The following is a 26027-nucleotide window of genomic DNA, read 5'->3' as shown; positions in this document are numbered from 1 at the left end:
CACGCGTCCAGGAGGGCCTGGCGCGGCGCCAGACGTGACATGCAACGGAGCACACAATGAAAGTTTCGGCAGACGTTCGCGCAATGATCGAACGCCGCAAAAAGAATTACACGCTGGAAGCGCCGTTCTACACGAGCGAGGATATTTTCGCGCTCGACATGGACGCAATCTTCCGGCAACACTGGATCCAGGTTGCGGTGGAACCGGACGTGCCGGAACCGGGCGATTACATCACGGTGGAAATCGGCAACGATTCGATCCTGATCGTACGCGACGACGACATGCAGGTGAGGGCGTTTCACAACGTCTGCCGCCATCGCGGCGCGCGCCTGTGCAATACCGACAAAGGCTCGCTCGGCAATATCGTCTGCCCGTATCACAGCTGGACCTACAACCTGAACGGCGACCTGATGTTCGCCGAACACATGGGCGATCAGTTCGACCGCTGCAAACATAGTCTGAAGTCCGTGCATGTCGAGAATCTGGCGGGCCTCATTTTCATTTGCCTCGCCGATAATCCGCCGACCGACTTCGCCGTGATGCGTGCCGCGATGGAACCGTATCTGCTGCCGCACGATCTGGCCGGATGCAAGATCGCGGCCTCGATCGACATTATCGAAGACGGCAACTGGAAGCTCACGATGGAGAACAATCGCGAATGCTATCACTGCGTCGCGAACCATCCCGAGCTGACCGTTTCGCTCTATGAATACGGCTTCGGTTATCAACGCACGCCGGCCAACGAAGAGGGCATGGCCGCGTTCGAAGAGACCGTCGCGCGCCGTACCGCGCAATGGGAGGCGATGAAGCTGCCGTCGGCGGAAATCGAACGGCTGGCCGATCTGGTCACGGGTTTCCGCACGCAACGCCTGCCGCTCGATCGCGACGGCGAATCGCAGACGCTCGACGCGAAAGTGGCGTCGAAGAAACTGCTCGGCGGCTTCGAGCAGGCCGATCTCGGCGGACTGTCGTTCTGGACGCAGCCAAATTCGTGGCATCACTTCATGAGCGATCACATCGTCAGCTTCTCGGTGATTCCGCTCTCGGCCGGCAAGACACTGGTGCGCACCAAGTGGCTCGTTCACAAGGACGCGCGCGAAGGCATCGATTACGACGTGAACAACCTCACAGCCGTGTGGCGCGCCACCAACGACCAGGATCGCGCGCTCGTCGAATACTCGCAGCGCGGCGCGACCAGCAGCGCGTATGAGCCGGGCCCGTATTCGCCGTTCACGGAAGGGCTCGTCGAGAAGTTCTGCGAGTGGTACATCGCGCGCATGGCGGATTACAGCAATGCGCCCCAAACCCACGACGCCGGCGATACCGCGCCGGCCTCGCATGGCGAAAAAGTCGTGTCCTTCATGCGCTGAGCGCGACGCTGCAACCAGGAGTCGGAGAAAACAATGATGCGCGATCAGGCGACGTTCCAACTGAGCCCCGAACCGGCTCCAGATCACGCTGCGAGCCGCGTCACGCAGCCGCGGTTCTGGGAGACGTTGCCGCCACGCTGGAATAGCGAGACCGACGACACGCTGGTGTGCTGCCAGGTTCGTCAGGAAACGCACGACGTGAAGAGCTTTTTCTTCCGTGCGCCGTCCGGGCGGGCGTTTGTGTTCGAGCCGGGGCAGTTCATTACGCTGGAACTGGAGATCGACGGTGAATCGATCAACCGTTGCTATACGATTTCTTCGCCGCCCACGCGTCCTCACACGATCTCGATCACGGTGAAGCGCGTGCCGGGCGGCAAGGTCTCCAACTGGCTGCACGACAATCTGCATGCGGGCGCGGAGGTTCGTGTGCTCGGGCCGTCGGGCGAGTTCACCTGCGCGCGGCATCCGGCGCGCAAGTTCCTGTTTCTATCCGCCGGTTCGGGGATCACGCCGTTGATGTCGATGAGCCGCGCGCATCACGAACTCGGTGAAGACAGCGACATCGTGTTCGTGCATAGCGCCCGCACGCCGGACGACATCATCTTCGCGCGCGAGCTCGATCTGATTGCGTCGAATCAGGCCCATTTCCGCACGGCGTTCGTTTGCGAGCGGGTTGGCGCGCGTACGAACTGGCCAGGCGTGACTGGCTTTCTGACCTTGCCGTTGCTCAAGCTCATCGCGCCGGATTATCTGGAGCGCGAGATTTTCACCTGCGGACCCGCGCCGTATATGCAAGCCGTGCGCAATCTGCTGGATGAAGGCGGCTTCGACCGCGGTCATTATCACGAGGAAAGTTTTTCGTTCGAGACGGTCAGTGAAGTGGCCGCGCAATTGACCACCGCGCATGTCGCGGACGCATTGCAGAGCGTTGGAGCACCGGTGAGCGCGGACAGCTTCGTCGAGGCGCGCGAGGAGGCGTCTGGATTCGCGCCCGCACCCGTTTCCATCGAAACAGAAATCCGCTTCAAGGTGAGTTTCGCCAAAAGCAATCGCGAGATCGAATGCGGCAGCGGCCAGCACGTGCTCGACGCGGCGAAGAAAGCGGGCGTGAGGTTGCCGGCGTCGTGTACACAGGGCATGTGCGGCACCTGCAAGGTCAAGCTGGTGTCGGGTGAAGTCGCGATGAAACACGCCGGCGGGATTCGCCAGCGTGAGATCGATCAGGGCATGGTGCTGCTGTGCTGCAGCAAGCCGTTGAGCGATCTCGTCGTCGATAAGTAAGACGAGAAGAAGATGGGTCCAATGGCGGGAAGTCGCGTGCGGACAACTGCATGTCGGAAAACAACGCTACCCGGTAATTCTGGCTGGCGATTCTAAATGCTCATTGGGTTGTTTTGACGGCAAAGGGAGAACGGCGATGAGACTGATCAAAAAGATATTCGTGTTGAGCGCCATGAGCGCGGCGCTGGCGGCAAGCAGCGTGAGCGTGTCGGCCGATAGCAAGCCGACCATCAAGATCGGTTACGTGGAAGGCTGGGACGATAGCGTCGCGACCTCGAACGTGGCCGCGCGCGTGATCGAAAAGCGCCTCGGCTATCAGGTCACACTCGTGCCGGTCGCGGCTGGCGTGATGTGGCAGGGCGTGGCGCGCGGCGATCTCGACGCGACGCTGTCGGCGTGGCTGCCGGTCACGCACGGCGCGTACTGGAACAACTTCAAGGACAAGGTGATCGACCTCGGACCGAACTTCAACGACGCGAAGATCGGCCTGATCGTGCCGGATAACGTCGACGTGAAGAGCCTGAGCGATCTGGAAGCCAAGAAGGCGGAGTTCGGCTCACGCATCGTCGGGATCGACGCCGGCGCGGGCGTGATGCAGAAAACCAGCGAGGCGATCAAGGCCTACGGACTCGATTATCAGTTGATGCCGAGTTCTGGCAGCGCGATGACCGCTGAACTGGCGCGTTCGGAAGCGGCGAGCAAGCCGATTATCGTGACGGGTTGGAGGCCGCACTGGATGTTCGCGAAGTACAAGCTCAAATTCCTCGACGACCCGAAGAAGGTGTTCGGCGAAGCGGAGCACGTGGATAGCGTCGTGAATCCGGAACTCGAGAAGAAGGCGCCGCCGGTCGTCGCGTTCCTCAAGAAGTTCCAATGGAAGCCGGGCGAGATCGACAGCGTGATGCTGGCGACGCAGAACGGCGAGAAGCCGACCGCCGCGGCGGATGCATGGATCAGTGCGCATGGTGACCGGGTGGATAGCTGGGTGAAGTGATTCTGCCGGGCACTGCCGGGCACACTCGTACGAAAGCGTTGCCGCCTTGATGAAGCGGCAACGCCTGAAAAAACGTGAACGCCGCTTCTAGCGGCGTTCTTTTCGTTTACTGCAGGACAACAGTTCGATCGCCGTTGATAAACACGCGCCGTTCGATAAACGCCTTGACAGCCCGCGCAAGCGTAATGCATTCGACGTCGCGCCCCGTGGCAAGCAGACGCTCCGGGCTATACGAGTGATCCACGCGCTCCACCACCTGTTCGATGATCGGACCTTCGTCCAGATCGTCGGTGACGAAATGCGCGGTCGCGCCGATCAGTTTGACGCCGCGTGTATGCGCCTGGTGATACGGCTTGGCGCCCTTGAAGCCGGGCAGAAACGAATGGTGGATATTGATCGCTCGCGCGGCCAGTGCACGGCTCGTTTCGCCGGAGAGAATCTGCATGTAGCGCGCGAGAATCATCAGTTCGGCACCCGAAGTCTCGAACAGATCGAGCAAACGCGCTTCCTGTTGCGGTTTCGTGTCGGCGGTGATCGGCAGATGGTGGAAGGGCAGGCCGTGCTGCTGCGCCAACGGTTCGAGATCGCGATGATTCGAGCCGATGCCGACAATGTCCATCTTCAGCTCGCCCATGCGCCAGCGGAACAGCAGATCGGCGAGACAGTGTTCGAGTTTCGACACCATGATCAGCACCTTCGGGCGCGTGCCGACATCGTGCATCGCCCACGTCATGCGGAAACGCTCGGCGATCGGCTCGAATTCGCGCCTGAGGGCCGTGGCGTGCAGCGTCTCCTGATTGTCGACGCCGTGAAACACGCAGCGCACGAAAAAGCGCTCACTGAGGTCGTCGTCGAAAACGGTCAGTTCGTCGATATAGCAATGATGCCGGTCGAGAAAGCCGACGACAGCGGCAACCTGGCCCGCCGCGCTCGGACAGGCGACGGTGAGAACCAGCTGATCGGGACGGGAATCGACGGACATGCGCACTCCACTTGGACAATAGGACGATGCCACGGGGCGCGGCATGCATCTTCGCAGTAGAGCAAATCAGGCGGGCACGCGGATAGAAGCTAACCGCCGTCGCGCTGGAACGGGAGCGTCAGGCCGCCGCGCAGCGCTTATTCCGCGTCGAGCCCGCATTCGCCGAGCAGCCAGTGGCGAAACGCGCTGACCACGGGTGTCGCCGCGCGCCGCGTGACGAGCAGATAGCCGCGCTGCGTGACGATCGGCGGGTCGAACAGTTCGACGAGTTGCCCGGTGGCAAGCAGTTCGTCGACCAGCGGCGCCCAGCCCAGCGCAACGCCCTGGCCCATGATCGCCGCATGGGCGACGAGCGTAAAGCTGTTGAACGTGATGCCGCGATGCGCAGCGGGCGCATCGAGTTCGTGCGCGCCGAACCAGTCGGCCCATGACAGCCAGCGCGCCGGCTGGGTCGGCTCGAGATGCAGGAGCGGCAGATTCAGCAGATCAGCGGGCGCGTGCAGCGACGGGTGCGCCGCGAGAAACGCCGGGCTGCACACCGGCGTGACGCGCTCGGGAAACAGCTTGACCACGCCTCGCGCGGTCCAGTCCGCGTGTTCGTCGCCGAACGCAATGGCGATGTCCGCCTGATCGTGCGACGGATCGAACACGCTTTGCGACGTAATGATCTTCACGTCGACGTCCGGCATGAGCGCCTTGAACTGCGATAGACGCGGCATCAGCCAATAGGTGGCGAAGCCGAAGTCGGTGGAGAGGGTGAGCGTTTGCGGCGTGCGCCGCGCCCGGATTTCGCTGGTGGCGTGGCGAATCGTGTCCAGCGCATGGCGTACCGCTTCGAAGAGCCGTTCGCCGTCTTCAGTGAGCGTGACGCCGCGATGGCCGCGCTCGAACAGCGGCGCGCCAAGCGCTTCCTCTAGCTGCACCACGCGTTGACTCACCGCGGGCTGGGTCGAACCCAGTTCGCGCGCGGCCGCCGTGAAGCTGGCCAGACGCGCGGCGGACTCGAACATCGTCAAGGCCTGCATAGGCGGCAAGCGGTCCTGTCTCGACATAACACCCTCTTATAGGCACATAACGAATTGCCGTCTTCACAGCCGCGAATTGGACGGCAATAGTAGTGCTCATGGCGGGCCCGGCACACTGGCAGCCCGCTCGCCGTTGCATCCATCACGGCATCCGCATCGACACATGCGATTCTATTCGAGGCGCGCACTCATGCTTGACAGCAAAAAGAATATTCTCATCCTGATGGCCGACCAGATGACGCCGTTCGCGCTGGCCGCGTACGGACACCCTCTGACGAAGACGCCCAATCTCGATCGCCTCGCGAAGCAGGGCGTGGTATTCGAATCGGCCTATTGCGCGAGCCCGCTGTGCGCGCCTTCGCGATTTTCTTTTTTGTCGGGCAAGCTGCCGTCCGCGATCGGCGCTTATGACAACGCAGCGGAATTTCCGTCGCAAACGCTGACATTCGCGCATTATCTTCGCGCTGAAGGATATCGAACCATTCTGTCGGGCAAGATGCATTTCTGCGGCGCCGATCAGTTGCATGGCTTCGAAGAACGGCTCACCACCGACATCTATCCCGCCGATTTCGGCTGGACACCCGACTGGGACCACTTCGAAGCACGTCCCACGTGGTATCACAACATGAGTTCGGTAATCGACGCGGGTCCGTGCGTGCGCACTAATCAGCTCGACTTCGACGACGAAGTCACGTTCACCACCCGCCAGAAACTCTTCGATATCGCGCGCGAACGTCATGCGGGCAAGGATGCACGGCCGTTCTGCATGGTCGCCTCGCTCACGCATCCGCACGACCCGTACGCGATTCCGCAAAAGTACTGGGATATGTATCGTGACGAAGACATCGACATGCCCGCGTTTCGCGATTCGTTCGAACACGCGGACCCGCACTCGAAGCGTCTGCGCCATGTGTATGAGGCAGATCGCACGCCGCCTACCGATCAGCAGATCCGCAACGCGCGCCGCGCTTACTATGGCGCGATCTCGTACGTCGACGACCAGTTCGGCGCGATCCTCGAAGCGCTGGACCAGGCCGGGCTCGCGCAAGATACGGTGATCGTCGTGACGTCCGATCACGGGGAGATGCTCGGCGAGCGCGGCCTCTGGTACAAGATGACTTTCTTCGAAGGCGGTTGCCGCGTGCCGTTGATCGTGCACGCGCCGCAACAATTCGACGCGCATCGCGTAAAGGCCTCTGTTTCGCATCTCGATCTGGTGCCGACGCTCGTCGAACTGGCGCGCGGCGAGCAACCGGCCGTGTGGCCCGATTCGCTCGATGGACAATCCCTCGTGCCGCATCTGCTCGGCAGGCAAGGCGGCCATGATGAAGCCATCGGCGAATACCTGGCCGAGGGCGCGATTGCGCCAATTGTGATGCTGCGGCGTGGGCCGTTCAAGTTCATTCACACGCCAGCCGATCCCGATCAACTCTATGACGTCTCAGCCGATCCGCTGGAACGCGAAAACCTTGCCGCGCGCAGCGAATATGCACCGCAGGTCGCGGCATTTCGTGAGGAAATGGCGCAACGCTGGGACCTCGCCGCGCTGCACAACGAAGTGCTGCAAAGCCAGCGGCGCCGCCATTTTCACTTCGCGTCGACTACGCAAGGCACGGTCGCGTCCTGGGACTGGCAACCGCGCGTCGATGCGAGCCAGCGCTATATGCGCAATCACATCGACCTCGATACGCTCGAAGCAATGGCGCGCTTTCCCGCCGTCGCCCGTTGATCCGCATGCTGCTCACGATCCAATCCACCCCACGAACAGGAAGCCGACATAATGAAAAAGCTCTTCAGACAGGCGGTAACCGGCGTTGCGCTGCTGTGCGCGGCAGCCACTTTCGCGTCGGCCGCCGAGCCCCAGTCGTGCACGCAGGTCAACATGGCCGGGCCCGGATGGACCGACATCGACGCGACCAATGCAATGACCGGCGTATTGTTGAAGGCGCTCGGCTATAAGCAGAACGTCGCGAACCTGTCGGTGCCGATCACGTATCAAGGCCTGAAGAAAGGGCAGATCGACGTGTTCCTCGGCAACTGGATGCCGGCGCAGGCGCCAGTCGTCAAACCGTTCGAAGAAGAAAAGTCGATCGAGGTCGTGCATCCGAATCTGAGCAACGCCAAGTTCACGCTGGCCGTGCCCGACTATGTGGCTGCCGCCGGTATTCATTCTTTCGCGGACCTGGCGAAAAATGCCGACAAGTTCGACAGCAAGATTTATGGCATCGAGCCTGGCGCACCGGCCAATCAGAACATCAAGAAAATGGTCGATGACAAGGCGTTCGGACTCGGCAACTGGAAGCTTGTCGAATCGAGCGAGACCGGCATGCTCACGCAAGTGGAGCGCGCGGTGCGCGAGAAGAAGTGGATCGTCTTTCTCGCGTGGGAGCCGCATTTGATGAACACGAAGTTCAAGCTCACGTACCTTGACGGCGGGGACAAGTACTTTGGGCCCAACTACGGCGGTGCCACGGTCAATACGGTCGCGCGTAGCGGCTATGCCACACAGTGTCCGAATGTCGGGCGGCTTTTCAAACAACTCACCTTCAACGTCGATCTGGAAAACGGCGTGATTACCGAAGTACTCGAAAAGAAAACGGGCGTGGATGTCGCCGCCACGGAAGCACTCAAGCGTCACCCTGAATTATTGAAGTCGTGGCTCGACGGGGTAAACACCGCGAGCGGCGCCAATGGCCTGCAAGCGGTGCAAACCGCACTCGGCGTGAAATAACAGCCGCATTCCTAACGATGAGGTCGCGGTGCGACAGATTTATGTCGCATCCGGTCGAATCTTCGTAAATCTGGACCCGTATTCTTGATCCGGCAATGCGGACGTGAGTGGCTATTGCATGCATCGTAGATAGCTCCAATTCGTTTCACTCGGTCTCAGCCGGTTTCTGAACTGCCCGTCATGCGAGAAGCGCCGCGCGTTGGACAACAGCACGCAGCAGGGATCGCTTTATCCAACGAAATACGCAGGCAAAGAGCAGGGGAGAATTAGATGAAGAAGAGAAATGCCGCCAGCCTTTCGGGACTCGCTATCGCGGCAAGCGCTGTATGCGCGCCGACGGCTGCCCATGCACAAAGCAGCGTCACACTTTACGGCATTCTGGACGCCGGCATTACCTACGTGAACAATGCCGGCGGCGCTCACCAGTTTAAATTCGACGACGGTATTTCATACGGCAACCGGATCGGCTTCAAGGGCGTCGAGGATCTCGGCGGCGGCTTGCAGGCGGTGTTCGTGCTCGAATCGGGTTTTCATGTCGGCAACGGGCAACTTGCATTCGGCGGTGCCGAGTTCGGACGTCAGGCTTATGTGGGCCTGAAGAACAACTGGGGGCAACTCTCGCTGGGTAATCAGCTCGACATGACGGAGGAATTCGTCTACCTCTACAACATCTCGGCGTGGGCGAGCGGCTACGCGATCCATCAGGGCGACTTCGACCGGATGAACGGCGACCGGCTGCCGAATTCGATCAAGTTCCTCTCCAACGACTATGCCGGCTTCTCGTTCGGCGGCATGTATTCGTTCGGCAATACCGCCGGTGACTTCCACAACAAGAGCGCGTGGAGCGTGGGCGCGCGTTACGAGCACAGTGCGTTCAACATGGGTGCGGCCTATACGCAGTTGAACAATCCGAACGGCATCTATGCATTCGATCCGTACGCGATGATCGGCACACGCACGTTCCTCGGCAAGCCGACCGTGTCTGTCGATCCGGCGACCGGCGCGGTGACGGATCTATACAGTTCGTCGCCGTTTCCGGTCGACAAGCAAGGGGCGTTCGCAGTCGGTGCGGCCTATACGATCGGCAAGGTCATGTTGAGCGGCAACTTTACCTACACGACCATCAAGGGAGTCGGCGAGACCTCGCATATGCAGGTCTATGAGGCGGGCGCCTCGTACACCTTCACGCCCGCGTTGATGTTGTACGGCGGCTATCAGCACACGCGGTTCGAAGGCAATCACTGGAACCAGGGCTCGCTCGGGCTGCATTACCTGCTGTCCAAACGCACGGACGTCTACGTCTCCGGCGATTATCTGCGCGCGTCGGATGGCGTGAATGCGGTGATCGGCTATAGCTTCACGCCGTCCACGTCGAACACGCAGAGCGATGTGCGGATCGGCATGCGGCATTCGTTCTGACGCGTCGACACGCGAAGGCTCGAAGGTGTCCCGGTTCACGGGACACCAGATGTGCCATTACGCTGCGCGCTCGAGCTGCTTCTTGAACGTCTCGATCAGCGCCCGCACTTTAGGCGGAGAATGACTCGTGGGCGGAAAGATAGCCTGAATACTCGCGGGTTCGGTCGCCCATTCCGGCAGCAGGCGAATCAGCCGACCCGCAGCGATATCGCCGCCGATCGAGAAGTCCGTCAACAGGCCGAAGCCGCCGCCGGCGAGGGTCGCTGCGCGGCAGGCGTCGGCCGTATTCACCAGTAACGCGTTTTCGCAGCGCACGCTTTCGGCGTCGCCATCGCCTTTGCCACCGTTGCGTTGCAGGTCGAGCGTCAGCGGACGCGGCAACACCGTCAACGCGCAGAAGGGCATGGCCGACAGTTCGGCGGGTGTTTGCGGTCGCCCCCAGATCTCGACGAAATCCGGGCTCGCCACGATCCATTTGACGAAGCTGCCCAGTTTCACCGCGCGGAAATTGGAATCGGCAAGCCGGCCCAGGCGGATCGCGACGTCGATGCCGTCCGCGATCAGATCCACATAACGATCGGTGCACAGCAACTCGACATTGAGTTGCGGATGCGTGCGGCGCAATTCCACTAATACCGGCGCGACCGCAAGCGAACCGTAATCGATCGGCGAGCTCACGCGCAACGTGCCGCGCACGGGCGCCGTTTCGCCGCCGATCGCCGCCAGCGCGTCTTCCGTGGCGCGGAGAATTTTCACGCTCGCTTCGTAGAATGCGCGGCCGGGCTCGGTCAAACCGAGCCGCCGCGTCGTGCGCACCAGCAGGCTCGCGCCCACCTCCGCTTCGAGCCGCTGCATGTGCGTGCTGACCATCGTCTTGGCGAGGCCCAGCCGCGCTGCCGCGGCGGTTAGCGAGCCCGCCTCGACGACCGCGACGAAGATCGCCAGCCGGTTCAGGTTTACGTCGCGTACATCGGCCATGGTGGATTGTCCATCTTCGATTGACTGTGTTTCCCGGATTATCAGGCTTCTGCAAAGGGGTGCGTGCGGATTATGCTCGCTTCATCCCTTCACCTTTCCGGAACCTGTCATGCCCGTTGCCCGACCCGCCCAGCCGATCCGCCTCTATACGACCCTGCTTTCCGGCCACGGCCATCGGGTGAAGCTGTTTTTGACCTTGCTGGATCTGCCGTTCGAAGTGGTCGAACTGGACATGAAGGCCGGCGACAACCGCAAGCCCGACTATCTGGCGCTCAACCCGTTCGGCCAGGTGCCGACGATTCAGGACGGCGACATCACCCTGTCCGATTCGAACGCGATTCTGGTGTACCTGGCCAAGCGCTATGGCGACGCCTCCTGGTTGCCGGACGACCCGCTCGGCGCGGCGGCTGTGCAGCGCTGGCTGTCGCTCGCCGCCGGTCAGATCGCGTATGGGCCGTGCACCGCGCGGCTCGTCACCGTGTTTGGTGCGCCGCACGATCACGAGACCGCGAAGAAGCTGGCCGTGAAGCTGTTCGACGTGCTCGACCGGGAACTGGCGGACAAGCCGTTCGCGGCAGGCAATCAGGTGACGATCGCCGATATCGCCGCGCACACCTACATCGCCCACGCGCCGGAAGGCGGCGTGTCGCTCGACCCCTATCCGAACATTCGTGCGTGGCTGCGCCGCGTCGAGGCATTGCCGCGGTTCGTCGCGATGCCCTCGACAAAAGCGGGGCTGCTCGCGCAATGAATGGTTGATCCTTCACGACACCGGAGTCCGGTCATGTCCACCGTTATCCCTCTGAATGGCTGGGGCGCCGACACCTCGCCGTTTCATGCCGCCGAGCTCGCCGCCCAGCAGCGCGTGGGCGTGAGAAGCGTGGCGGAAGCGTCGGGACGCCGGGGGATCCGGCGCTACATGCCAGACCAGCATCGCAAGTTTTACTCCGAGCAGCCCTTCATGGTGTTCGGCGGCGTCGACGCGCACGGGCAGCCGTGGGCGACGGTGCGCGCCGGGCTGCCGGGCTTTGTGTCGTCGCCGGATGCGAAGACGTTGCGCATCGAAGGCGGTGCGTTAGCCGGCGATCCGCTCGCGGCTAGCTGGCAGAAGGGTTCGATGATCGGCGGTCTCGGGCTGCAGCCGCAGACTCGCCGGCGCAACCGGATCAACGGCATGGTGACGTCGGCGGACGGGGCGGCGTTGACGCTCGAGGTTCGTCAGAGTTTCGGCAATTGCAACAAGTACATCCAGAGCCGTACACCGGCCTGGGTGGAGCAGAGTGCGTCGGAACCTTCCGTGCCGCCGGAAATTGCGACGCAACTCAGCGGTGCCGACCGCGCATTCCTGATGCGGGCGGATACGTTTTTCATCGCAAGCGCAAACCTTGCTGAGGACGCGGGTCTCGCGCGCGGCGTCGACGTTTCGCATCGCGGCGGCGCACCGGGATTTGTGCGTGTCGACGATGAGCACACGCTGACCACGCCGGACTTCGTCGGCAACAACTTCTTCAACACGATCGGCAACCTGATTCATGACCCGCGCGCCGGGCTGTTGTTCATCGACTTTGCAAGCGGCGATCTGCTGTATATCGCGGCGCGCGCGGAAATCGTGTGGGACGGCGCGCAGTTGGCTGCCTTCGAAGGCGCGCAACGTCTGGTCCGTTTTCACGTACAGGAAGTGCGGCGCAGCCGTAGCGCGCTGCCGTTTCGCTGGTCGGACGTCGAGTACGCGCCGCAGTTTGCGGCGGCGGTGCAAAAGCCGGTGGCCGTATCGCCGTGGTACAAGCTGAAGGTCGCGGCGGTGGTCGAGGAGACTGCGTCGATCCGTTCCTTCTATTTTGAATCGGTCGACGGAGCGCCGTTGCCCTCGTACAAGCCGGGACAGTTTCTGCCGATCCGCGTGCCGGTGGCGGACTCCACCACGCCTTTGTCGCGGACCTACACGCTGTCCGATGCGCACGATGCGCACCGGTATCGAATCAGCGTGAAGCGAGAAGGCGTGGCTTCGCAATGGCTGCATGAGCATCTCATTGCCGGAGCGCAGATCGAAGCGATGAAGCCGCGTGGTGCTTTCGTCTTCGATGAGGACAGCCCGCGGCCTGCCGTGTTTATCTCGGCGGGCATCGGCATCACACCGATGATGGCGATGCTTCGGCATGCCTTGACAGCATCACGCACGGAGGCCGCGCAAGCGAAGCGGGTGTTCTTCTTTCACGGTGCGCGTAGCGATCGCGAACGTGCGTTCAGCGCGCAATTGAAAGAGCTTGCCGCGCACAACACCGCGCTTTCCCTGCACCTTTTCGATAGCGCCGCCGATGAGCTCGCCCCAGGTGTGTCGGCCGGGCGTGTGAGCATCGACGCGTTAAAGCGTGCGCTTCCTTTCGATGACTACGACTTCTATCTGTGCGGCCCCGAGCAGTTCATGCGTGACTTGTATGAAGGTCTGCGCGGATTGAATGTCGCCGACGAACGGATTCGTTTCGAAGCGTTCGGTCCGGCGAGTGTCAAGCGTGTCCTTGCCATCAAGAGTGAGCCGATGCCGGTGGACACGTCGGCACAAGACGCGGGCGCGGTGCAAGTGACCTTTGCGCGCTCCGGGCGCACGATTCAATGGCTGCCGCGCGACGGCAGCCTGCTTGAATTTGCCGAAGCGCACGGTATCGACGCGCCGTCGAGTTGCAGGTCGGGCATGTGCGGGACGTGTTCGACGCGTTTGTTGTCGGGCCAGGTCAAGTACGACGGCGAAGTGGAGGCGCAAATCGAAGCCGGCGCGGCGCTGGTTTGCATGGCGCATCCGGTGGCCGGCGACGCGAATGTGACGCTGGATCTTTGATCGACGGCGGCGCAAAGCGAATAGCCGTTCTCGACGTCGTCTTGAACGGGGGTTGTTCGGGTGTTCGGCATGGCGACCGGAAACCTCAGGCATCCTATGCAGACGGCTCGCCGATCCGCGCGATTCGGTAGCCGACGTCAACGCGTGATGGCGCTCGCCCGGCTGATCCAGGGATTTTCGGCCGGCAGCGAGTTCAGTGCGGCACCTGTTCGGGCGGACCGTCGAGAATACGGAGCTTGCCGGCTATGTCGGGAATATTGCGGCCGCCCGAGCGTGCTTCGTTGTCAAGTCGATGCGCGGTTGCACGGCAATGCACGAGCGTGTCATGCAGTCGGGGCTCCGCCTGAAGGGCGGTCACCACTTTTTCCAGCTCAGCCGGGGACTCACTCAGAAGGGCCGGGACGACCTCTTCCGGCGGTATCAGAGAACCGTTACTGAGAAGCTGTGCGGTCCAGTCGCATCCGTACAGAAGCGCGCGTCGCTCGGCCCTTTGCGCTTCTTCGTGGTCCAGCGCGGCAAGGCTATGGCGGCTTCTGTGAAGGGAAGTGCGCCAGGTCGTGAGGATGTCGGTGCGCAGTCTGGCAATTGCGTCACCGAGCGGCGCGTTCTGCCCACCCGCCGCCAGGCGGCGTTCATCGAGGCGGTCGACGTAGTCCCGATACCCGTCGAGGAAAGATTGCCAGTTCAGCGGCAGTTCGGTCGTCTGCGCGAACGAGTGGTTGAGCTCACCGAGCTCGTTGCTGATTTCGTGAAGGGCCTGGGTGTCGGCAAGACGTGCTTCATAGACGTCATGCGCCGTCACCATCTGGCGGTGCAGGGGAAACAGGGGATTGCCGTGGCGTCGTTGCAGATGCCGCTCGGCAGCGCCCGGATGGGCGCTCCATTTCCAGTTGGATAGCGATTTCGCGTCAAATTCGACTTTGTCGATCATCGCCCGGAAGACCGCCAGCGCCTCCTCCGTTGCATGGCGAAAGCAGTCAGCGAGCTTGTAGTCGTTGCCTTGCAGACTGGCGCTCTCATTTTCTCCGGCATAAGGGGACTCCGGTGCAAGCCGGAGGAAACCCGTGGCCAGAAAGAATTCCATCGGCAGTTCGACCGGCAGGCTCTCCAGCCGGAACGTACGCTCCCCGGAGGAAATCCCCTCGATAGAATGCGCAAGGCGATTTTCGAAGTCGAGGAGGGCATCGATCCTCTCACCGGATGACGGTTGCGCTTCCTCAGCGAACAGACAGAACGACTCACGCACCATGCGCGCCGCGATCGTGCCGTGCTTCTCGGCAAAGAGCCAGAACCAGAGGGCGAGCTGATATCCCCGGACTCCGTTTCGCAGGACCGGTTCGACATCCGGCGTGAATGTGATGCCGGGCGCGGCCCACCCTGCGAACGGCGCGGCATCGCTGCTCAGGTACATGCCCAGAAGCTGCTTGATCGACTGATTCGTATCGCTTGGCCAGCTTTGCGTCCCATCTTGCCGCTTCTCGGTCTTCCAGAGTCTCCAAACCATCCTGAACCTCGCAAAGGGTGGGGTGTGCGCCTTGGCAACGATACTTGCACACCCGGCCGCCGATCACTGAACCGGTTCCGCCAAAAACAAGGCTTTTTCCGCCCGCTCATGCGCGAGAGGGCGCTGGACACTCCACACCGACACTTCCAGCGCCACGCGTGGTTTATAAATTTCTGACTACACTGCTCGCCAGCGTGCGCAGTTCGTCGAACTGTGTAACGAGTTCGAGGCACAGAACAAAGGCCAGCATCCCTGAAGGCGCCGGGTGGCGTTCGATCCATCGCAGCGCGGGAGTGGCGTAGCGCACGCGGATGGCGTCTCGCGTCATGACATAGGCAATGACGATGCCCACAGCGGCGCCCACCAGCAAATCGGTCGGGTAGTGAAAGCCGAGATAGGCGCGCGGAAGGCAAATGAACAGCGCCGTATAGAGAATCGCCAGCACGCCGATGCGACGTGACACGAGGAAGATGCCGGTGGCGACCGCCATCCATAGCATCGCGTGGTCGCTGGGGAAGGAACTCCAGTTGCTCAGCAGTGCGTCGTTGAGATCGCTACCTGCAAATTGCAGATGCAGTTCGGCGTTGTAGACGGGGCGAACCCTGAACGGCAACCAGTGAGTCAGCAGTCTTCCGACGACGAGCGCCGCGAGGCCGCTGAAAAGCGTTGCGAAAACCATTTCTCGTCGCCATTCGCGGCGCTCGTCGTGCTGAAACCACATCCACCAAAGCACGGGAATGAGTACGAGGCCTTTGAATGTGTAAAGGTCGGCGATACTTGCAATGGATCGCGTCGCGAGATGGCCGAAGTGTAGGTTGGACAGATATGTTTCGATAGACGAATCGAAGCTGTTCATTATTTTGTAATAAAGTTGAGCTAGGCGACCGAGATTAGCATATCCCAATCAATGCGCCGCATTTCCTGGCGCTTACGCGATATCCGTCAATCGCGCGTAGATTGCGCGTCGATAGCCGCGGCCGACATGTCGCCGGCAGTGCTTGCTTTAGCGCGTTACACGCTTTCCGAACTTCCACTTGCATACAGACGCCCAATGGGGATCCGCGCGTGAAGCGGAAGGGCGTATCGCGGCGCGTGTAGCGGCGGTGCGGATTGACTGCTCAGCCGATCAATACCGAATCACCCTTCTCGACGTACGCCTGCAGCAAATGATGGGCAATGGCGAATGGCTTGGGCGCCGACAGTCTGTCGGCATGCGTTCCCGCCAGCATCGCCGCGACCTCCTGGCGGGAGAACCAGCGGGCGTCTTCGAGTTCGATCGTATCGATGACGACGTCCGTATCACTCGCTTGCGCAAAGCACCCGATCATCAGCGATGAAGGAAACGGCCACGGCTGCGACGCAAAGTAGACAACCCGCGCACATGTCACGCCGGCCTCCTCCATTACTTCGCGGCGCACGGCGTCTTCGGCGGTCTCGCCCGGTTCGACGAAACCGGCAAGCGCCGAGTACATGCCCTTGCCGAAATGCCGCTGGCGGCCGAGCAGACACCGTTCGCCGTCTATCACCAGCATGATCACGACTGGATCCACCCGTGGGAAATGGCGCGCGCCGCAAACATCGCAGATGCGTTGCCAGCCGGCGTTGGTGACGCGGCTTGCGGAGCCGCAGTTCGCGCAGAAGCCATGGCGGCGATGCCAATCGAGCATCGACTTGGCCTCAGCCAGAACGCCGAGGGCTCCAGCAGCGACGAGGTCTTGCAGCGCTAGCGAGCGAAGGTCGATGTGTTCATGCCCGCTGTCCGGCTCTGGGTCCGTCGTCGCGAAGCCGAGCGCGAAACGCCCGCTGCCGTCGCTTTCTTCGCCCAGGAAAATCCTATGAAGCGGCTCGCCGAAGGCGGTGGTTTCGCCTGCGGCGAACCACGGGTCATACTCGTTGCCTCGCTTAAGCAAAGGGACGTCGCCATGAAAGACGAGAAAGCGCGCCGCCGAATGGTTGCGTAGATGCTCGATGAAGGCGTGGTCGTCCCGCTTGTCGGAGTGGCGGTCGAGCGGGTTGAAGTTAAAGCCGATGGACGCGGAAGTGGCGATCATCACGGTCGTCAAGGTAGCAGGGAGATCCGCAAGTATGGCACGGGGTTGGGCGTTATCGCCCGTTCAGGTTCAGTCGGCTCGCAGGACGTGATGGCCAGATGGAGGAGGGTGCGCAAAGGAGACCACGCATCCATATCCCTACCATGTCAACTCAGCGCAAACTTCGAACCTGGCTCGGCGTGACACCTCCGGAAAACCGATTGCCGAAATGGGTTCTCGTGTAGTTGACGACAGCAGCGACCTGATCGTCATCCATCGCGTCGCCAAACGATGGCATCGACTTTCGCCCGTGGAGTACGTTGATGATGACGTAGGGTGCGGCTTCGACTGCCGGGTTGTCAGCGAGCGCGGGGAAGTGACCCGCGCCCTGTGCGCCTTTTCCATCCGGCATATGGCATCCCGCGCAACTGGCGTTGTAAAGCGCTTCGCCGCTTTTTTCGGTGAAGCGGTAGCCCGGCGAAATCGCGAAGGTGCGCGTCGCGTCCTGTGTCACCGCCTGAGCCGATACCGTCGCGGCGCCCATCGACAAGGCGATCAGCATCACGCCGACGATCAGCTTTGGCCTATCCATTGACGATTCTCCGATGCAAACGGGTGATCGCATCCAGTGACGACAGCACGGCGCCTTCCTGCCATGCCGGAATATGGGAAGCGTGCTCACCGGCGAGGACGATCCGTCCGTCGATCTGACAGAGATTCGCGTAATGCGCCTGCCTCAACGCATCCGTCCAGGCAGCGAAACAGCCATTCGTAAACGGTGACCGGCTCCAGCTCATCGCGAAGCCGTTCTGGTACTCACGCGCGTACTGCGGATGAATCTGGCTGCCCTGGCCCAATGCCACGGCGATCCGTTCGGCCGGCGGCAGCGCACCCATCTCATAGCTGGCGGGTCCCCACATGTAGGCGCCGAGCAGCACCGCAGGACCGCTCGAACCGTAACCTGTTGCCGGATAGCCGATCGTCGAGATCGGCAGGTCGGTGTGCGTGATGCCGCCGTAGATCTGCTCGTCTTCCTCCCAGAAGCGCCGGCCAAATTGCAAGCCGATTTTCACCGATGTCTCGTAAGGTACGGCATCGATTGCGGCGCGCATGGCCGGGCCAACCGCAATGTCGATCTGACTCAGAATCGAGAGCGGAATGGTGCACACGAGCCAGTCCGCGTGCGCGTTCCGTTCGGTCCGGGTGGTCGTATCGGTATAGCGCACGGTGACGCCGTGCTCGTCCTGCAGGATGCCCGTGACTCTGGCGTTGAACACCACGGCGCTCGCGACCTGCGAATGAAGCGCATGGGCAATCCGGTCCATGCCGCCGACGGGCTGGAAGAGGGTGCTCTGATAGTCCAGCTCGTTGCCCGAAGACAGCCATTGCCACAAACGCGATGCAAGCAACGGTTCGCGCGGCAGCAGATTCGATGGCACGGCCTCGGGCATCAGCCCACCGCCATAGGCGGTCTCGAATCCACGGCGTTCGCTGCTTCGGTCGCCCATCTGGTAGCGACCATCCCGACCGAGCGCACCCCATTGGCGCAGGGATTCGAGTAGCAGCTGCGCATCGTCGGCTGACAGCGCATCGTCGAGTGCGTCTTTGCGGATCGCTTTGGAAAGCAGCTCGGCAATATAGCCTTGATAGTCGGTCTGCACCGCGCGGAATCGCTGGGGTTGACCAGCGAAGGCCTCTGTCGAATGCAGGTAGGCGTTGTAGTTGACCTGGATGAACGGCTCGAGCGGCACCTTCAGGCGCCTTGCGTAGTCGAGTACACCCTGGTGATGATACGGAATGCGCCACGGCCCGGGGTTCAGATAGAGACCGTCGGCGAAATCGCAGTACTGGGTGGCACCGCCGAGTTCTGTATAACGATCGCCACCCCTGACAGTCCACGCCCGGCCACCCGCGCGGTCGTTGTATTCGAGCACCTGTACGTGGTAGCCCGCGTTCCTCAACTCAAAGGCCGCGACGAGGCCGGCCATGCCCGCGCCGAGCACAAGAATGCGCGTTCCTTTGGGCGCGCCGTCGAGCCGCATCGGGCCGGCGTAGGTGGAGGCCGCGGCGAACCCGAGCGTGCCCATACCTTGCATCATGGCGGCCGCGCCGAGGTTCCTGCCGATCAGCGTCAGTAGATGCCGGCGGCTCATTGCGTTGGGGGTCATTCTCGACATGAGGACCTGGTGTCCTGATTGGAGAAACGATAGCGAGCTAAGTCAGATGGCGGCCCGGGTTGCGAAGGCTTGGGGCTACGGCTGCTGGAACCGGGCTCGAGGCGAATCAAAACTATGAACTGTTTTTCTTCGCCGTGTGCACCGGCGCGCGGGAAGATTCGGACTCTGGGGGTGCGGACATCGGAACCTGAGACTAACACTGTAATTGTTGATAATTTATATTATGTCAAATTGATTGGCTGCTGAACTGTGGCATGAGCGCGGTCGCCTGGCCGCTCTCGGCAACTGCAACGGTTCCTCTCAGATCGACGCGAGGCCATCCTCGCGGCGCTCGACCGGAGACGGGCAACGCGATTCTATCGCCATTGTTAGCGCCATACCATCCGTGTATCCCGTTTTTGCTCCTCAACGAGACATACCGATAGCATTGTGCAAATTCTAGGCGGGGCGGCCGTGAGCTTCCGGGATAAGCCGTGACGATTGGGCCAAGCCGACGTGATATACCGACATAATTGCCTTTTTTCCGTCCGTTGGTCATCTCGCAAACTTCATAAAGAGCGGTCGTCGTCGACGGAATTACTACACGGCGACCACCGATGACGCAATCGTCGGGGCGGACTAGGAGTGAGCGTACCGAAACCGTACCCGGGTAGTAAGCGCCATAAGCAATTGATTTTAAAGCAATGCCAAGAGCAGGCTTTCGGCGGGAACTCCGACCGGGTAGTCGTTGAACAACACCACTTGCCGACCGAAACGCTACCCGCCGACTCGAATTGATCCGACTGTTACCCGAATCCATTAGATATATCTAACGTCTCCGTGTAATGTACCCGTCAATTCCAAGGGCTGAGGGCGTCTGGCGCTAGGCGATAGCAAATCGACCGGATATCCGTCTCCGCCGACTTGACGACGACTTTCCTTCATCCAATCAGCAGGGCGCGCCGGTGGCTTACTTCACCGGAATATTCCGATAATGCCCAATCTGGCTTCTGAACGGGTATCCGCGCGGATTGCATATGACACGGCAGGTGCCGATGTTGTAATCCGCTGATCGGTGAATGTGACCGTGAATCCAGTAGTCCGCCTTAATCGCCAGAGCTTCAAGGCCATTGGCAAATGCACCGCCTAAATAGCGTCGCCGATGACTTTGGGGGACTGACATTCCACCCGGTGCATAGTATGTAACAACAACCGTTTGGCCCGCAAAGGGCTTGTCGAGGCGTCGATTCAACCATTGCAGTGTTCTCTCAGGGCTTCGCAATCTATCCGCCGGTTCATGAATGTCGCGGCCAACTTCGTGGGATAGCGAAACGTCGAGTCTCGCGGCTTTGCGGAATCTGGGACCGATCATGTTTTTCGAGCGAGAATGGTCTTGCGGTGCGGAGATAGGCACCCAGGAAACGCACGCGATCAATGATTCTTTCGCCATTCTCCAAGAAGTGAACCGACGTACCTTTTGCTTCCTTGCGCAACTGGGCGACGAGTTGCGCGCACGTCGCAAGAGTCTGTTCGTTGTCTCCATGTACGTATATGACCGGAGCCGCATAGTCACGGTAGAGACCAACCGCGCCCATTCCAGCATGGATGTCACCCGCAAGAACCAGAGCCTCGGCTCCTCTGGCCAGCGGCAACGGGTTTCCGCATAAAGGTGCGTCAGACGCAATTTCATGATGCAAGTCGGAAGCGATTTGTAATTTCATGGTTTTCGCGCTGATTTCATGGCGTCCAGACCGATTCCACCGCGTCGAACCCGCGCAGAATGGGCCGCCGTTTGTCCGGGTTTCGCAGGAGTACGGGCACGTCATCTAATGCTCACCCTCGCCATGCTGGGGAATTATGTGTGGCCATAAATGTATAATACAGGACGTATCTTTTAAAAATCGTACAGCGCCGTATCCAAGCGTGCTTTTCTGATCGATTGGAGCGAGTCGTTGGGTGTTGACGTAGGTTCCACCATCGCTGCGGTGCCTTGCGCTGAATCTCAAGAGAGCAATTCCAGGGCTCCGGGCGGCCGGATCCGGGCGACGTAAGCGATTGATGAAGCACGATGGGGACCCGGTCGTGGGCCACGCGATGCGGGTCTGCTATTTGCCGGCGGCGTGCCGTTCGCGCGGGCATGAGCGGAGTGGCTTCGTTCAAAAGATTATTTTGAATTTAGGCCTTTTAAAAGATACGGCTTATATGATACATTTTCTTTCCTCGGAGGCGTGAATTTTTGGGAGCATGCACGTGGACTGACTACCTCCAGTTTCCACTGCGCTTTGCGGCTTCCCTTGAGAATGCTCGGCGAATAGCGTCGGGACTACAGGAAGGTTCGGCAAGGCAGGGGTGGGAAGCTATTTCGGCCCGAGGACGCAATTTCGCATCAGCGGGAGACGTTGTTATGGCTGCGGGAGCGGCTCGATGCGCCGTTCGACGACCAAACGGTCGTTGCAACTCATCGCCTGCCGAGTGCGATCTCGGTTTTGCCAAAACATCGGCAGCATGCGTTCGTGCCAGCAAGCGCGTCGAACCTGGAGTTGCTCGTAATACGCGCTGATTTGTGGGTTCACGGTCATGTGCATTGGTCTGCCGACTATCGAATCGGGAAATGCCGCGTTGTATGTAATCCGAGGGGGCGACCAGGTAGGAGCGGTGCTCATGCTGAAGACTATGAGGACGTTGAGTTCGACCCATTTTTCATGGTGGATGTGTACTCGCACGCTCCAGTAAGGACAGTGGCATGTCACTTTATTCCCTGACAGGCGGTGAGGAGGTGAGTCTGGAGCGTTGGTCGATTCGGGAGGCCGACTGCGGAACGCGGCATTTCGTGGGTTTCGATCTTGCGCATCATGACGGGCGGGTGAGCACGCCTATCATGTCATTTGACCCGAAGACGCGCACGGGCACGACAGCCAGCGGCAGTATCTATCGTCTTGTTGGTCGCGCCGGTCGTGATCGCGACGCCGAATACGTCTGGGGTCGGGCTGCGAGAGGGTGGGGAATTGCGCAGTGGACCGATATTACTCCTTCTCTCGTACCAGACTGGAGGGAGGCATACCCCCTGAGTGAGTCAGTTTCTGACCCGGATGGTGAGCCTGCGGACGACGGTTCGGTGCGAGCGAAGGGTTTTTATGGATCCGGCACGACGAGCAGCAATCAGGTAGAAATGGGTGCCTCGGATAGTGCAATGACAGTTGGTTTTTTTCACTTCCGTGCGACGGCGCATGAGGGCGAATACGTGGGGCCTGATATTCCGATGCCGCTGATTTCTGAAATCACTGGTGCCGGATGGGTGCGTCATGACGGCGCCCCCCACCAGGATTCCGTTCAACAGATCCTCGCTGCTGTGCGTATCCTGCTGGAACGACGTGCTTCGCATGAACAGCCGATTGACGGTGTCAGCCTTTTGAAGCCGCTGATGACCGTCTGTATTTACCCGCTCAGTGCGGAGACGGAAATAAAGGAACCGATCGCCAGGTTTGACATGCTGTCGGATGACGACGGGACGCATGTCAGCGCTGTTGTGAGCGGTCAACCGCGCATTGATCTCGGCCCTCTCCGCATCGGGCTGAATGATGGCCTGTGGGAAGCCGTAATGCGGTTCTTGCCCGAGTGGGATGGGCACAGTCCCGGGCCAGGAGGCAAGCGAGATCTTCCGGAGTCCGTCGAATGAGTAACCTTGCCTACTCAAGCGCGGGCCAAAAACGGTAACGCGGAGAAGCGACTGTGACGATTCCCTACGAGCGTACGCTTTCAGTTGTGGTCGCACGACAGTTGCTGGACGAACTCGCGCGTGCGAGCGACGGAGCAGACCTGGAGCGCCTGCGCGATCGGGCGCGTTCTGTCCTTCGACACTTTCCTGAGAAATACCATTTGCAAGTGTCGGCGCGCATATTACCGGACGTCTGGGCCGACCCCGATGCGAAATGGTACGAATGATTTCGTGCATGGAATGCCCATCTCGTTTACAGGACGCGCTGGGGAGCTCGCTATTGTTGTTGTAGCGCCTGTAAAACTTTCGTTGCCTCACTGCCTGACCGGTCACGGAGAACGAGCGTGAAATGATCTTTGAGTAGGGGCGGTTATAGACGACGATGATGGCGCTGCCGCCAACAACGAGATCTTGCACTGAGGAAATCTGATGATGGTTTTCCAGGCCCAATGCATTTCGTCGCGGCGTCCCATTCGACGTGGGTCGACTGTCGCGCTTTCTGGCAAGCGGAAGCATTCTTTCAGTGAAAACGGACCGTTTGAGTTGGACACACCAACATGAATGCAAACACGAATGGCCCGGTGGACGGAGGCCGGGAACGCCAGGTTCTCTTCTTGGACTACGATGGAACGATCCACCGTGGGCCATCGTATCGTACGCGACGAGGCATCGTAAGCAGTGACCCGAAACAAATCCGACTCTTTGAGTTCGCACCGCTTGTCGATGAATTACTGGCGCCGTACCCCGATTTGGAAATCGTCCTCTCAACATCGTGGGTGTCTGTCGTCGGATTTGACCGCGCCAAAGAATGTCTCCCGACTTCGCTCCAACGGAGGGTTCGCGGAGCGACCTACCATTCCAAGTACGCTGACGCGCTGGCATGGTCGACAATTGGGCGTGGAATCCAGATCTTGCGATATGTTCGAGTACATCGCCTGAAACGATGGTTAGCGGTTGACGATTGCATCGACGGCCTCGATGGACTCGAGGAGCACGTCGTGAAATGCGAGGAGCACTTAGGGCTAGGCAATCGCGAAACGCGGGGGCTGCTGCTGCGTCGACTTGCGGAACAATTCGGCGAGCGCTGAACAGTCCTTCTGGAAATACTCACCTTTGTGAGGATGGGTTTCCCGAGGTACCTCCCGCTGATCTGAAAAAAGCGGGCGATGTGGACCGGATGTTTGCCGTTTTTATGCGCTGTCGCTGACCACCGTTGCCATCATTTGTACAGCCCATCCGGAGAAAGCCAGTGAAAGTGAGAGACTTGCTGGAGCGCTGGCGGACCCTTGATCCGGATGCGATGGTGCTGATTTTCCCGCCTCACGCGGATGCATCAGATGGTGCGCCACTGGGCGACGTAATTGCCGCCGACGAGTATTGGACTTGGGAAACTGGACTGGACCAGGGTAGGCCGTACGAAACATCCTGATGATTCAACAATGCATGCAAGCAGGCCGCCTACGGTCGCAACTGACAACCCGTCGGAACGGAAACAGTGTCCCGCTATATCGGGCTTACCCACTGATTTTCTATGTGTCCTCGGGAGGAACGAAGGTCAGGCGCGGGGGCGCCGATCTTCCGGTACCTGCTATGAAGACTATGGCTCATTCCTATCCGGGAAGACTTCGCATAACCCCAGCGAATATGTCGTAAGGTTTGCCGTCAGTCCCGGAGGAGACGGTTGCGGAGACTCAGCCGTTTCACGGGTGGCTGCGTAATCAGTTACCGAACGCCACGAAGGCTATGTGAGCGCCGATGAATTCCACTCGAGGCTGATGGTGGTGTCTCAAGCACAACGGACGTTCTTTAACAGGCTGCGGCGCCAATCTCTCATGGCGCGCCGACAGATGATACGGGACGGCGAGCTTTTGACCGAAGAGGGATTTTGCCGGCGACGGCCTATCCGCGCTGGACAACTCTCGCGCCTTCTGACAAGCGGAAGCATCTTTTCGGTCGAGGTCGACGGACAGCAGTACTATCCTGCCTTGCTTGCCGATCCGAGGCACAACCGTCGACGCCTCGCTACAGTCTGTCGGATCCTGTGGCCCGCAGAGCCACACTGCCGGTTACATTTCCTGACTGCCCGCAACGCCGCCCTGGGTGGAGTAACTCCGCTCGAAGCGATGTGTACGGATGCGGGCTACAAAAGATTGCTCGTAAAGGCTCGCGGATGGGCTTCAGAATGGTCTCGTACACTTGTTGAAGTGCTGGTCGGCAGATACGTCGCCGGCAATCGTGTTCTCCCACTCGCGTGCACGGCCGTCACCGAAATTGATCCTCGTATTTCTGTCTGGCGCCGCGCACTCGACGCATTGGAATCTGCTGGAAATGTGCGGCCGGATGGTCCATATCCCAGGGCAACTGCTGTAACAGTTCTAATCTCGCGGTCCGTGGCAGGGGAGCTCGGCGCCACGCAGGAGGTGCGCCTCGATATCGTTGTCAAAAATGGGCTCGCACGAACTGGATTAGTGACCCCCGACTATCCTCGGGCTGAGTTGCCATCGGTACGCGTTGACAGAACCGACGATGTTGTAGAAGTCGCACGCAAGGTGATCGCACTGGCAAGCAATCAAACCTCCCGGCGTTGATCACATGCTCAACGATTTTGAGTCGCTGAGCCCAGTGCTTCGCGCGTGACAACGGAGCGACCATGGCAGGCCGTTATTGTTTGAGTTCCAAGGGCAGAAGACACAAAAAGGTTGTCATCAGACGGCCCTGTCTAGAAAAATTTCAGAGTTTAATGACCGGTAATGCGCTTTATTGCGTCGCTCATCAGATGTTCAATGGAGTGCAGGACGCCCAGACTCAGGATAGGGTGGCGCAGCGGTTGAGGAGGGCCTTCCAGTGCACGGATGCCACTTTCGTTGCTCCACTTCTCGACGAGCCGGTCGGGTGCATACCTACCGCGCGACTGCACCTCTCGATGTGACGCGAGGGCGGCATCGATTAGGTTTTGCTGGCGCTCATCCGGTTTCAAATTTCCCATACGCATCCTCCCTCGACCGTGTG

General features: G+C 60.4%; 21 protein-coding genes. 11 read left to right on the top strand and 10 right to left on the bottom strand.

The window, feature by feature from the left end; translation table 11 throughout:
- Positions 1-56 precede the first annotated feature (56 nt).
- From B0G80_RS29420 to B0G80_RS29410, 3 genes are all read left to right on the top strand, one after another.
- Positions 57-1370 (top strand): SRPBCC family protein, encoded by a 1314-nt coding sequence (locus B0G80_RS29420; RefSeq protein ID WP_116121497.1) that lies wholly within the window; start codon positions 57-59, stop codon positions 1368-1370.
- Between the two features lie 33 nt (positions 1371-1403).
- A complete protein-coding gene (locus tag B0G80_RS29415) occupies positions 1404-2651 on the top strand; it encodes a hybrid-cluster NAD(P)-dependent oxidoreductase (protein WP_116121496.1) in 1248 nt (415 codons plus the stop codon).
- Positions 2652-2787: 136 nt separating this feature from the next.
- Positions 2788-3645 (top strand): glycine betaine ABC transporter substrate-binding protein, encoded by an 858-nt coding sequence (locus B0G80_RS29410; protein ID WP_116121495.1) that lies wholly within the window; start codon positions 2788-2790, stop codon positions 3643-3645.
- A 106-nt stretch (positions 3646-3751) separates the two neighbouring features.
- On the opposite strand, the gene purU is transcribed toward B0G80_RS29410, so the two are convergent.
- Together purU and B0G80_RS29400 are read right to left on the bottom strand one after the other, a co-directional pair.
- Positions 3752-4627, bottom strand: a complete 876-nt coding sequence (gene purU / locus B0G80_RS29405; RefSeq protein ID WP_116121494.1) for a formyltetrahydrofolate deformylase — start codon at positions 4625-4627, stop codon at positions 3752-3754.
- 137 nt (positions 4628-4764) lie between these two features.
- The gene (locus tag B0G80_RS29400; RefSeq protein WP_116121493.1) at positions 4765-5679 is read right to left on the bottom strand and encodes a choline sulfate utilization transcriptional regulator; all 915 of its coding nucleotides are present in this window, start codon (positions 5677-5679) and stop codon (positions 4765-4767) included.
- Between the two features lie 163 nt (positions 5680-5842).
- On the opposite strand from B0G80_RS29400, the gene betC reads away from it, so the two are divergent.
- The 3 genes from betC to B0G80_RS29385 all read left to right on the top strand — a co-directional run bounded on the left by betC (position 5843) and on the right by B0G80_RS29385 (position 9802).
- The gene (betC, locus tag B0G80_RS29395) at positions 5843-7381 is read left to right on the top strand and encodes a choline-sulfatase (RefSeq protein WP_116121492.1); all 1539 of its coding nucleotides are present in this window, start codon (positions 5843-5845) and stop codon (positions 7379-7381) included.
- Between the two features lie 51 nt (positions 7382-7432).
- Entirely contained in the window at positions 7433-8383 is a 951-nt protein-coding gene (locus B0G80_RS29390; RefSeq protein ID WP_106280811.1) for a choline ABC transporter substrate-binding protein, read from the top strand.
- A gap of 270 nt (positions 8384-8653) precedes the next feature.
- Complete coding sequence (locus B0G80_RS29385; protein WP_116121491.1) at positions 8654-9802, top strand: porin; 1149 nt, start codon at positions 8654-8656, stop codon at positions 9800-9802.
- A gap of 57 nt (positions 9803-9859) precedes the next feature.
- Here B0G80_RS29385 and B0G80_RS29380 read toward each other — a convergent pair whose 3' ends face one another.
- Positions 9860-10780: a LysR family transcriptional regulator gene (locus B0G80_RS29380; protein WP_116121490.1), complete on the bottom strand. Its 921-nt coding sequence runs from the start codon at positions 10778-10780 to the stop codon at positions 9860-9862.
- A gap of 109 nt (positions 10781-10889) precedes the next feature.
- On the opposite strand from B0G80_RS29380, the gene B0G80_RS29375 reads away from it, so the two are divergent.
- Together B0G80_RS29375 and B0G80_RS29370 are read left to right on the top strand one after the other, a co-directional pair.
- A complete protein-coding gene (locus tag B0G80_RS29375) occupies positions 10890-11531 on the top strand; it encodes a glutathione S-transferase family protein (RefSeq protein WP_116121489.1) in 642 nt (213 codons plus the stop codon).
- A gap of 33 nt (positions 11532-11564) precedes the next feature.
- Complete coding sequence (locus B0G80_RS29370; protein ID WP_116121488.1) at positions 11565-13613, top strand: pyridoxamine 5'-phosphate oxidase family protein; 2049 nt, start codon at positions 11565-11567, stop codon at positions 13611-13613.
- A 193-nt stretch (positions 13614-13806) separates the two neighbouring features.
- Here the strand turns inward: B0G80_RS29370 and B0G80_RS29365 are convergent, their stop codons facing one another.
- The 6 genes from B0G80_RS29365 to B0G80_RS45470 all read right to left on the bottom strand — a co-directional run bounded on the left by B0G80_RS29365 (position 13807) and on the right by B0G80_RS45470 (position 21024).
- The gene (locus B0G80_RS29365) at positions 13807-15024 is read right to left on the bottom strand and encodes a tryptophan leader peptide (protein WP_258879072.1); all 1218 of its coding nucleotides are present in this window, start codon (positions 15022-15024) and stop codon (positions 13807-13809) included.
- 256 nt (positions 15025-15280) lie between these two features.
- Positions 15281-15973 (bottom strand): phosphatase PAP2 family protein, encoded by a 693-nt coding sequence (locus tag B0G80_RS29360; RefSeq protein WP_116121486.1) that lies wholly within the window; start codon positions 15971-15973, stop codon positions 15281-15283.
- A gap of 262 nt (positions 15974-16235) precedes the next feature.
- Positions 16236-17168 (bottom strand): NAD(+) diphosphatase, encoded by a 933-nt coding sequence (gene nudC, locus B0G80_RS29355; protein WP_116121485.1) that lies wholly within the window; start codon positions 17166-17168, stop codon positions 16236-16238.
- Between the two features lie 151 nt (positions 17169-17319).
- Positions 17320-17739 carry a cytochrome c gene (locus B0G80_RS29350; protein ID WP_116121484.1) on the bottom strand — a complete coding sequence of 140 codons (420 nt, stop codon included), beginning with the start codon at positions 17737-17739 and terminating at the stop codon, positions 17320-17322.
- On the bottom strand, positions 17732-19324 hold the full coding sequence (locus B0G80_RS29345) for a flavin monoamine oxidase family protein (RefSeq protein ID WP_220377502.1): 1593 nt from the start codon (positions 19322-19324) through the stop codon (positions 17732-17734). Before B0G80_RS29345 ends, B0G80_RS29350 begins: the two co-directional genes overlap by 8 nt.
- 1274 nt (positions 19325-20598) lie before the next feature.
- The gene (locus B0G80_RS45470) at positions 20599-21024 is read right to left on the bottom strand and encodes a hypothetical protein (protein ID WP_147309942.1); all 426 of its coding nucleotides are present in this window, start codon (positions 21022-21024) and stop codon (positions 20599-20601) included.
- A 1022-nt stretch (positions 21025-22046) separates the two neighbouring features.
- Between B0G80_RS45470 and B0G80_RS46130 the strand changes: the two genes are divergently transcribed.
- The 3 genes from B0G80_RS46130 (at position 22047) to B0G80_RS29325 (ending at position 24106) form a co-directional block, all read left to right on the top strand.
- Positions 22047-22979 carry a hypothetical protein gene (locus tag B0G80_RS46130; protein ID WP_181920094.1) on the top strand — a complete coding sequence of 311 codons (933 nt, stop codon included), beginning with the start codon at positions 22047-22049 and terminating at the stop codon, positions 22977-22979.
- A gap of 53 nt (positions 22980-23032) precedes the next feature.
- Complete coding sequence (locus tag B0G80_RS45465; protein WP_147309941.1) at positions 23033-23245, top strand: BPSL0761 family protein; 213 nt, start codon at positions 23033-23035, stop codon at positions 23243-23245.
- Between the two features lie 330 nt (positions 23246-23575).
- Positions 23576-24106, top strand: coding sequence for an HAD domain-containing protein (locus tag B0G80_RS29325; protein WP_116121480.1), 531 nt, complete (start codon positions 23576-23578; stop codon positions 24104-24106).
- 1649 nt (positions 24107-25755) lie between these two features.
- On the opposite strand, the gene B0G80_RS45460 is transcribed toward B0G80_RS29325, so the two are convergent.
- Entirely contained in the window at positions 25756-26004 is a 249-nt protein-coding gene (locus B0G80_RS45460) for a hypothetical protein (protein ID WP_147309940.1), read from the bottom strand.
- Between the last annotated feature and the right edge of the window lie 23 nt (positions 26005-26027).

The sequence above is a fragment of the Paraburkholderia sp. BL6669N2 genome, from assembly GCF_003387275.1.
GTDB lineage: Bacteria > Pseudomonadota > Gammaproteobacteria > Burkholderiales > Burkholderiaceae > Paraburkholderia.
This window is presented reverse-complemented; position numbering and strand designations above follow the sequence as displayed.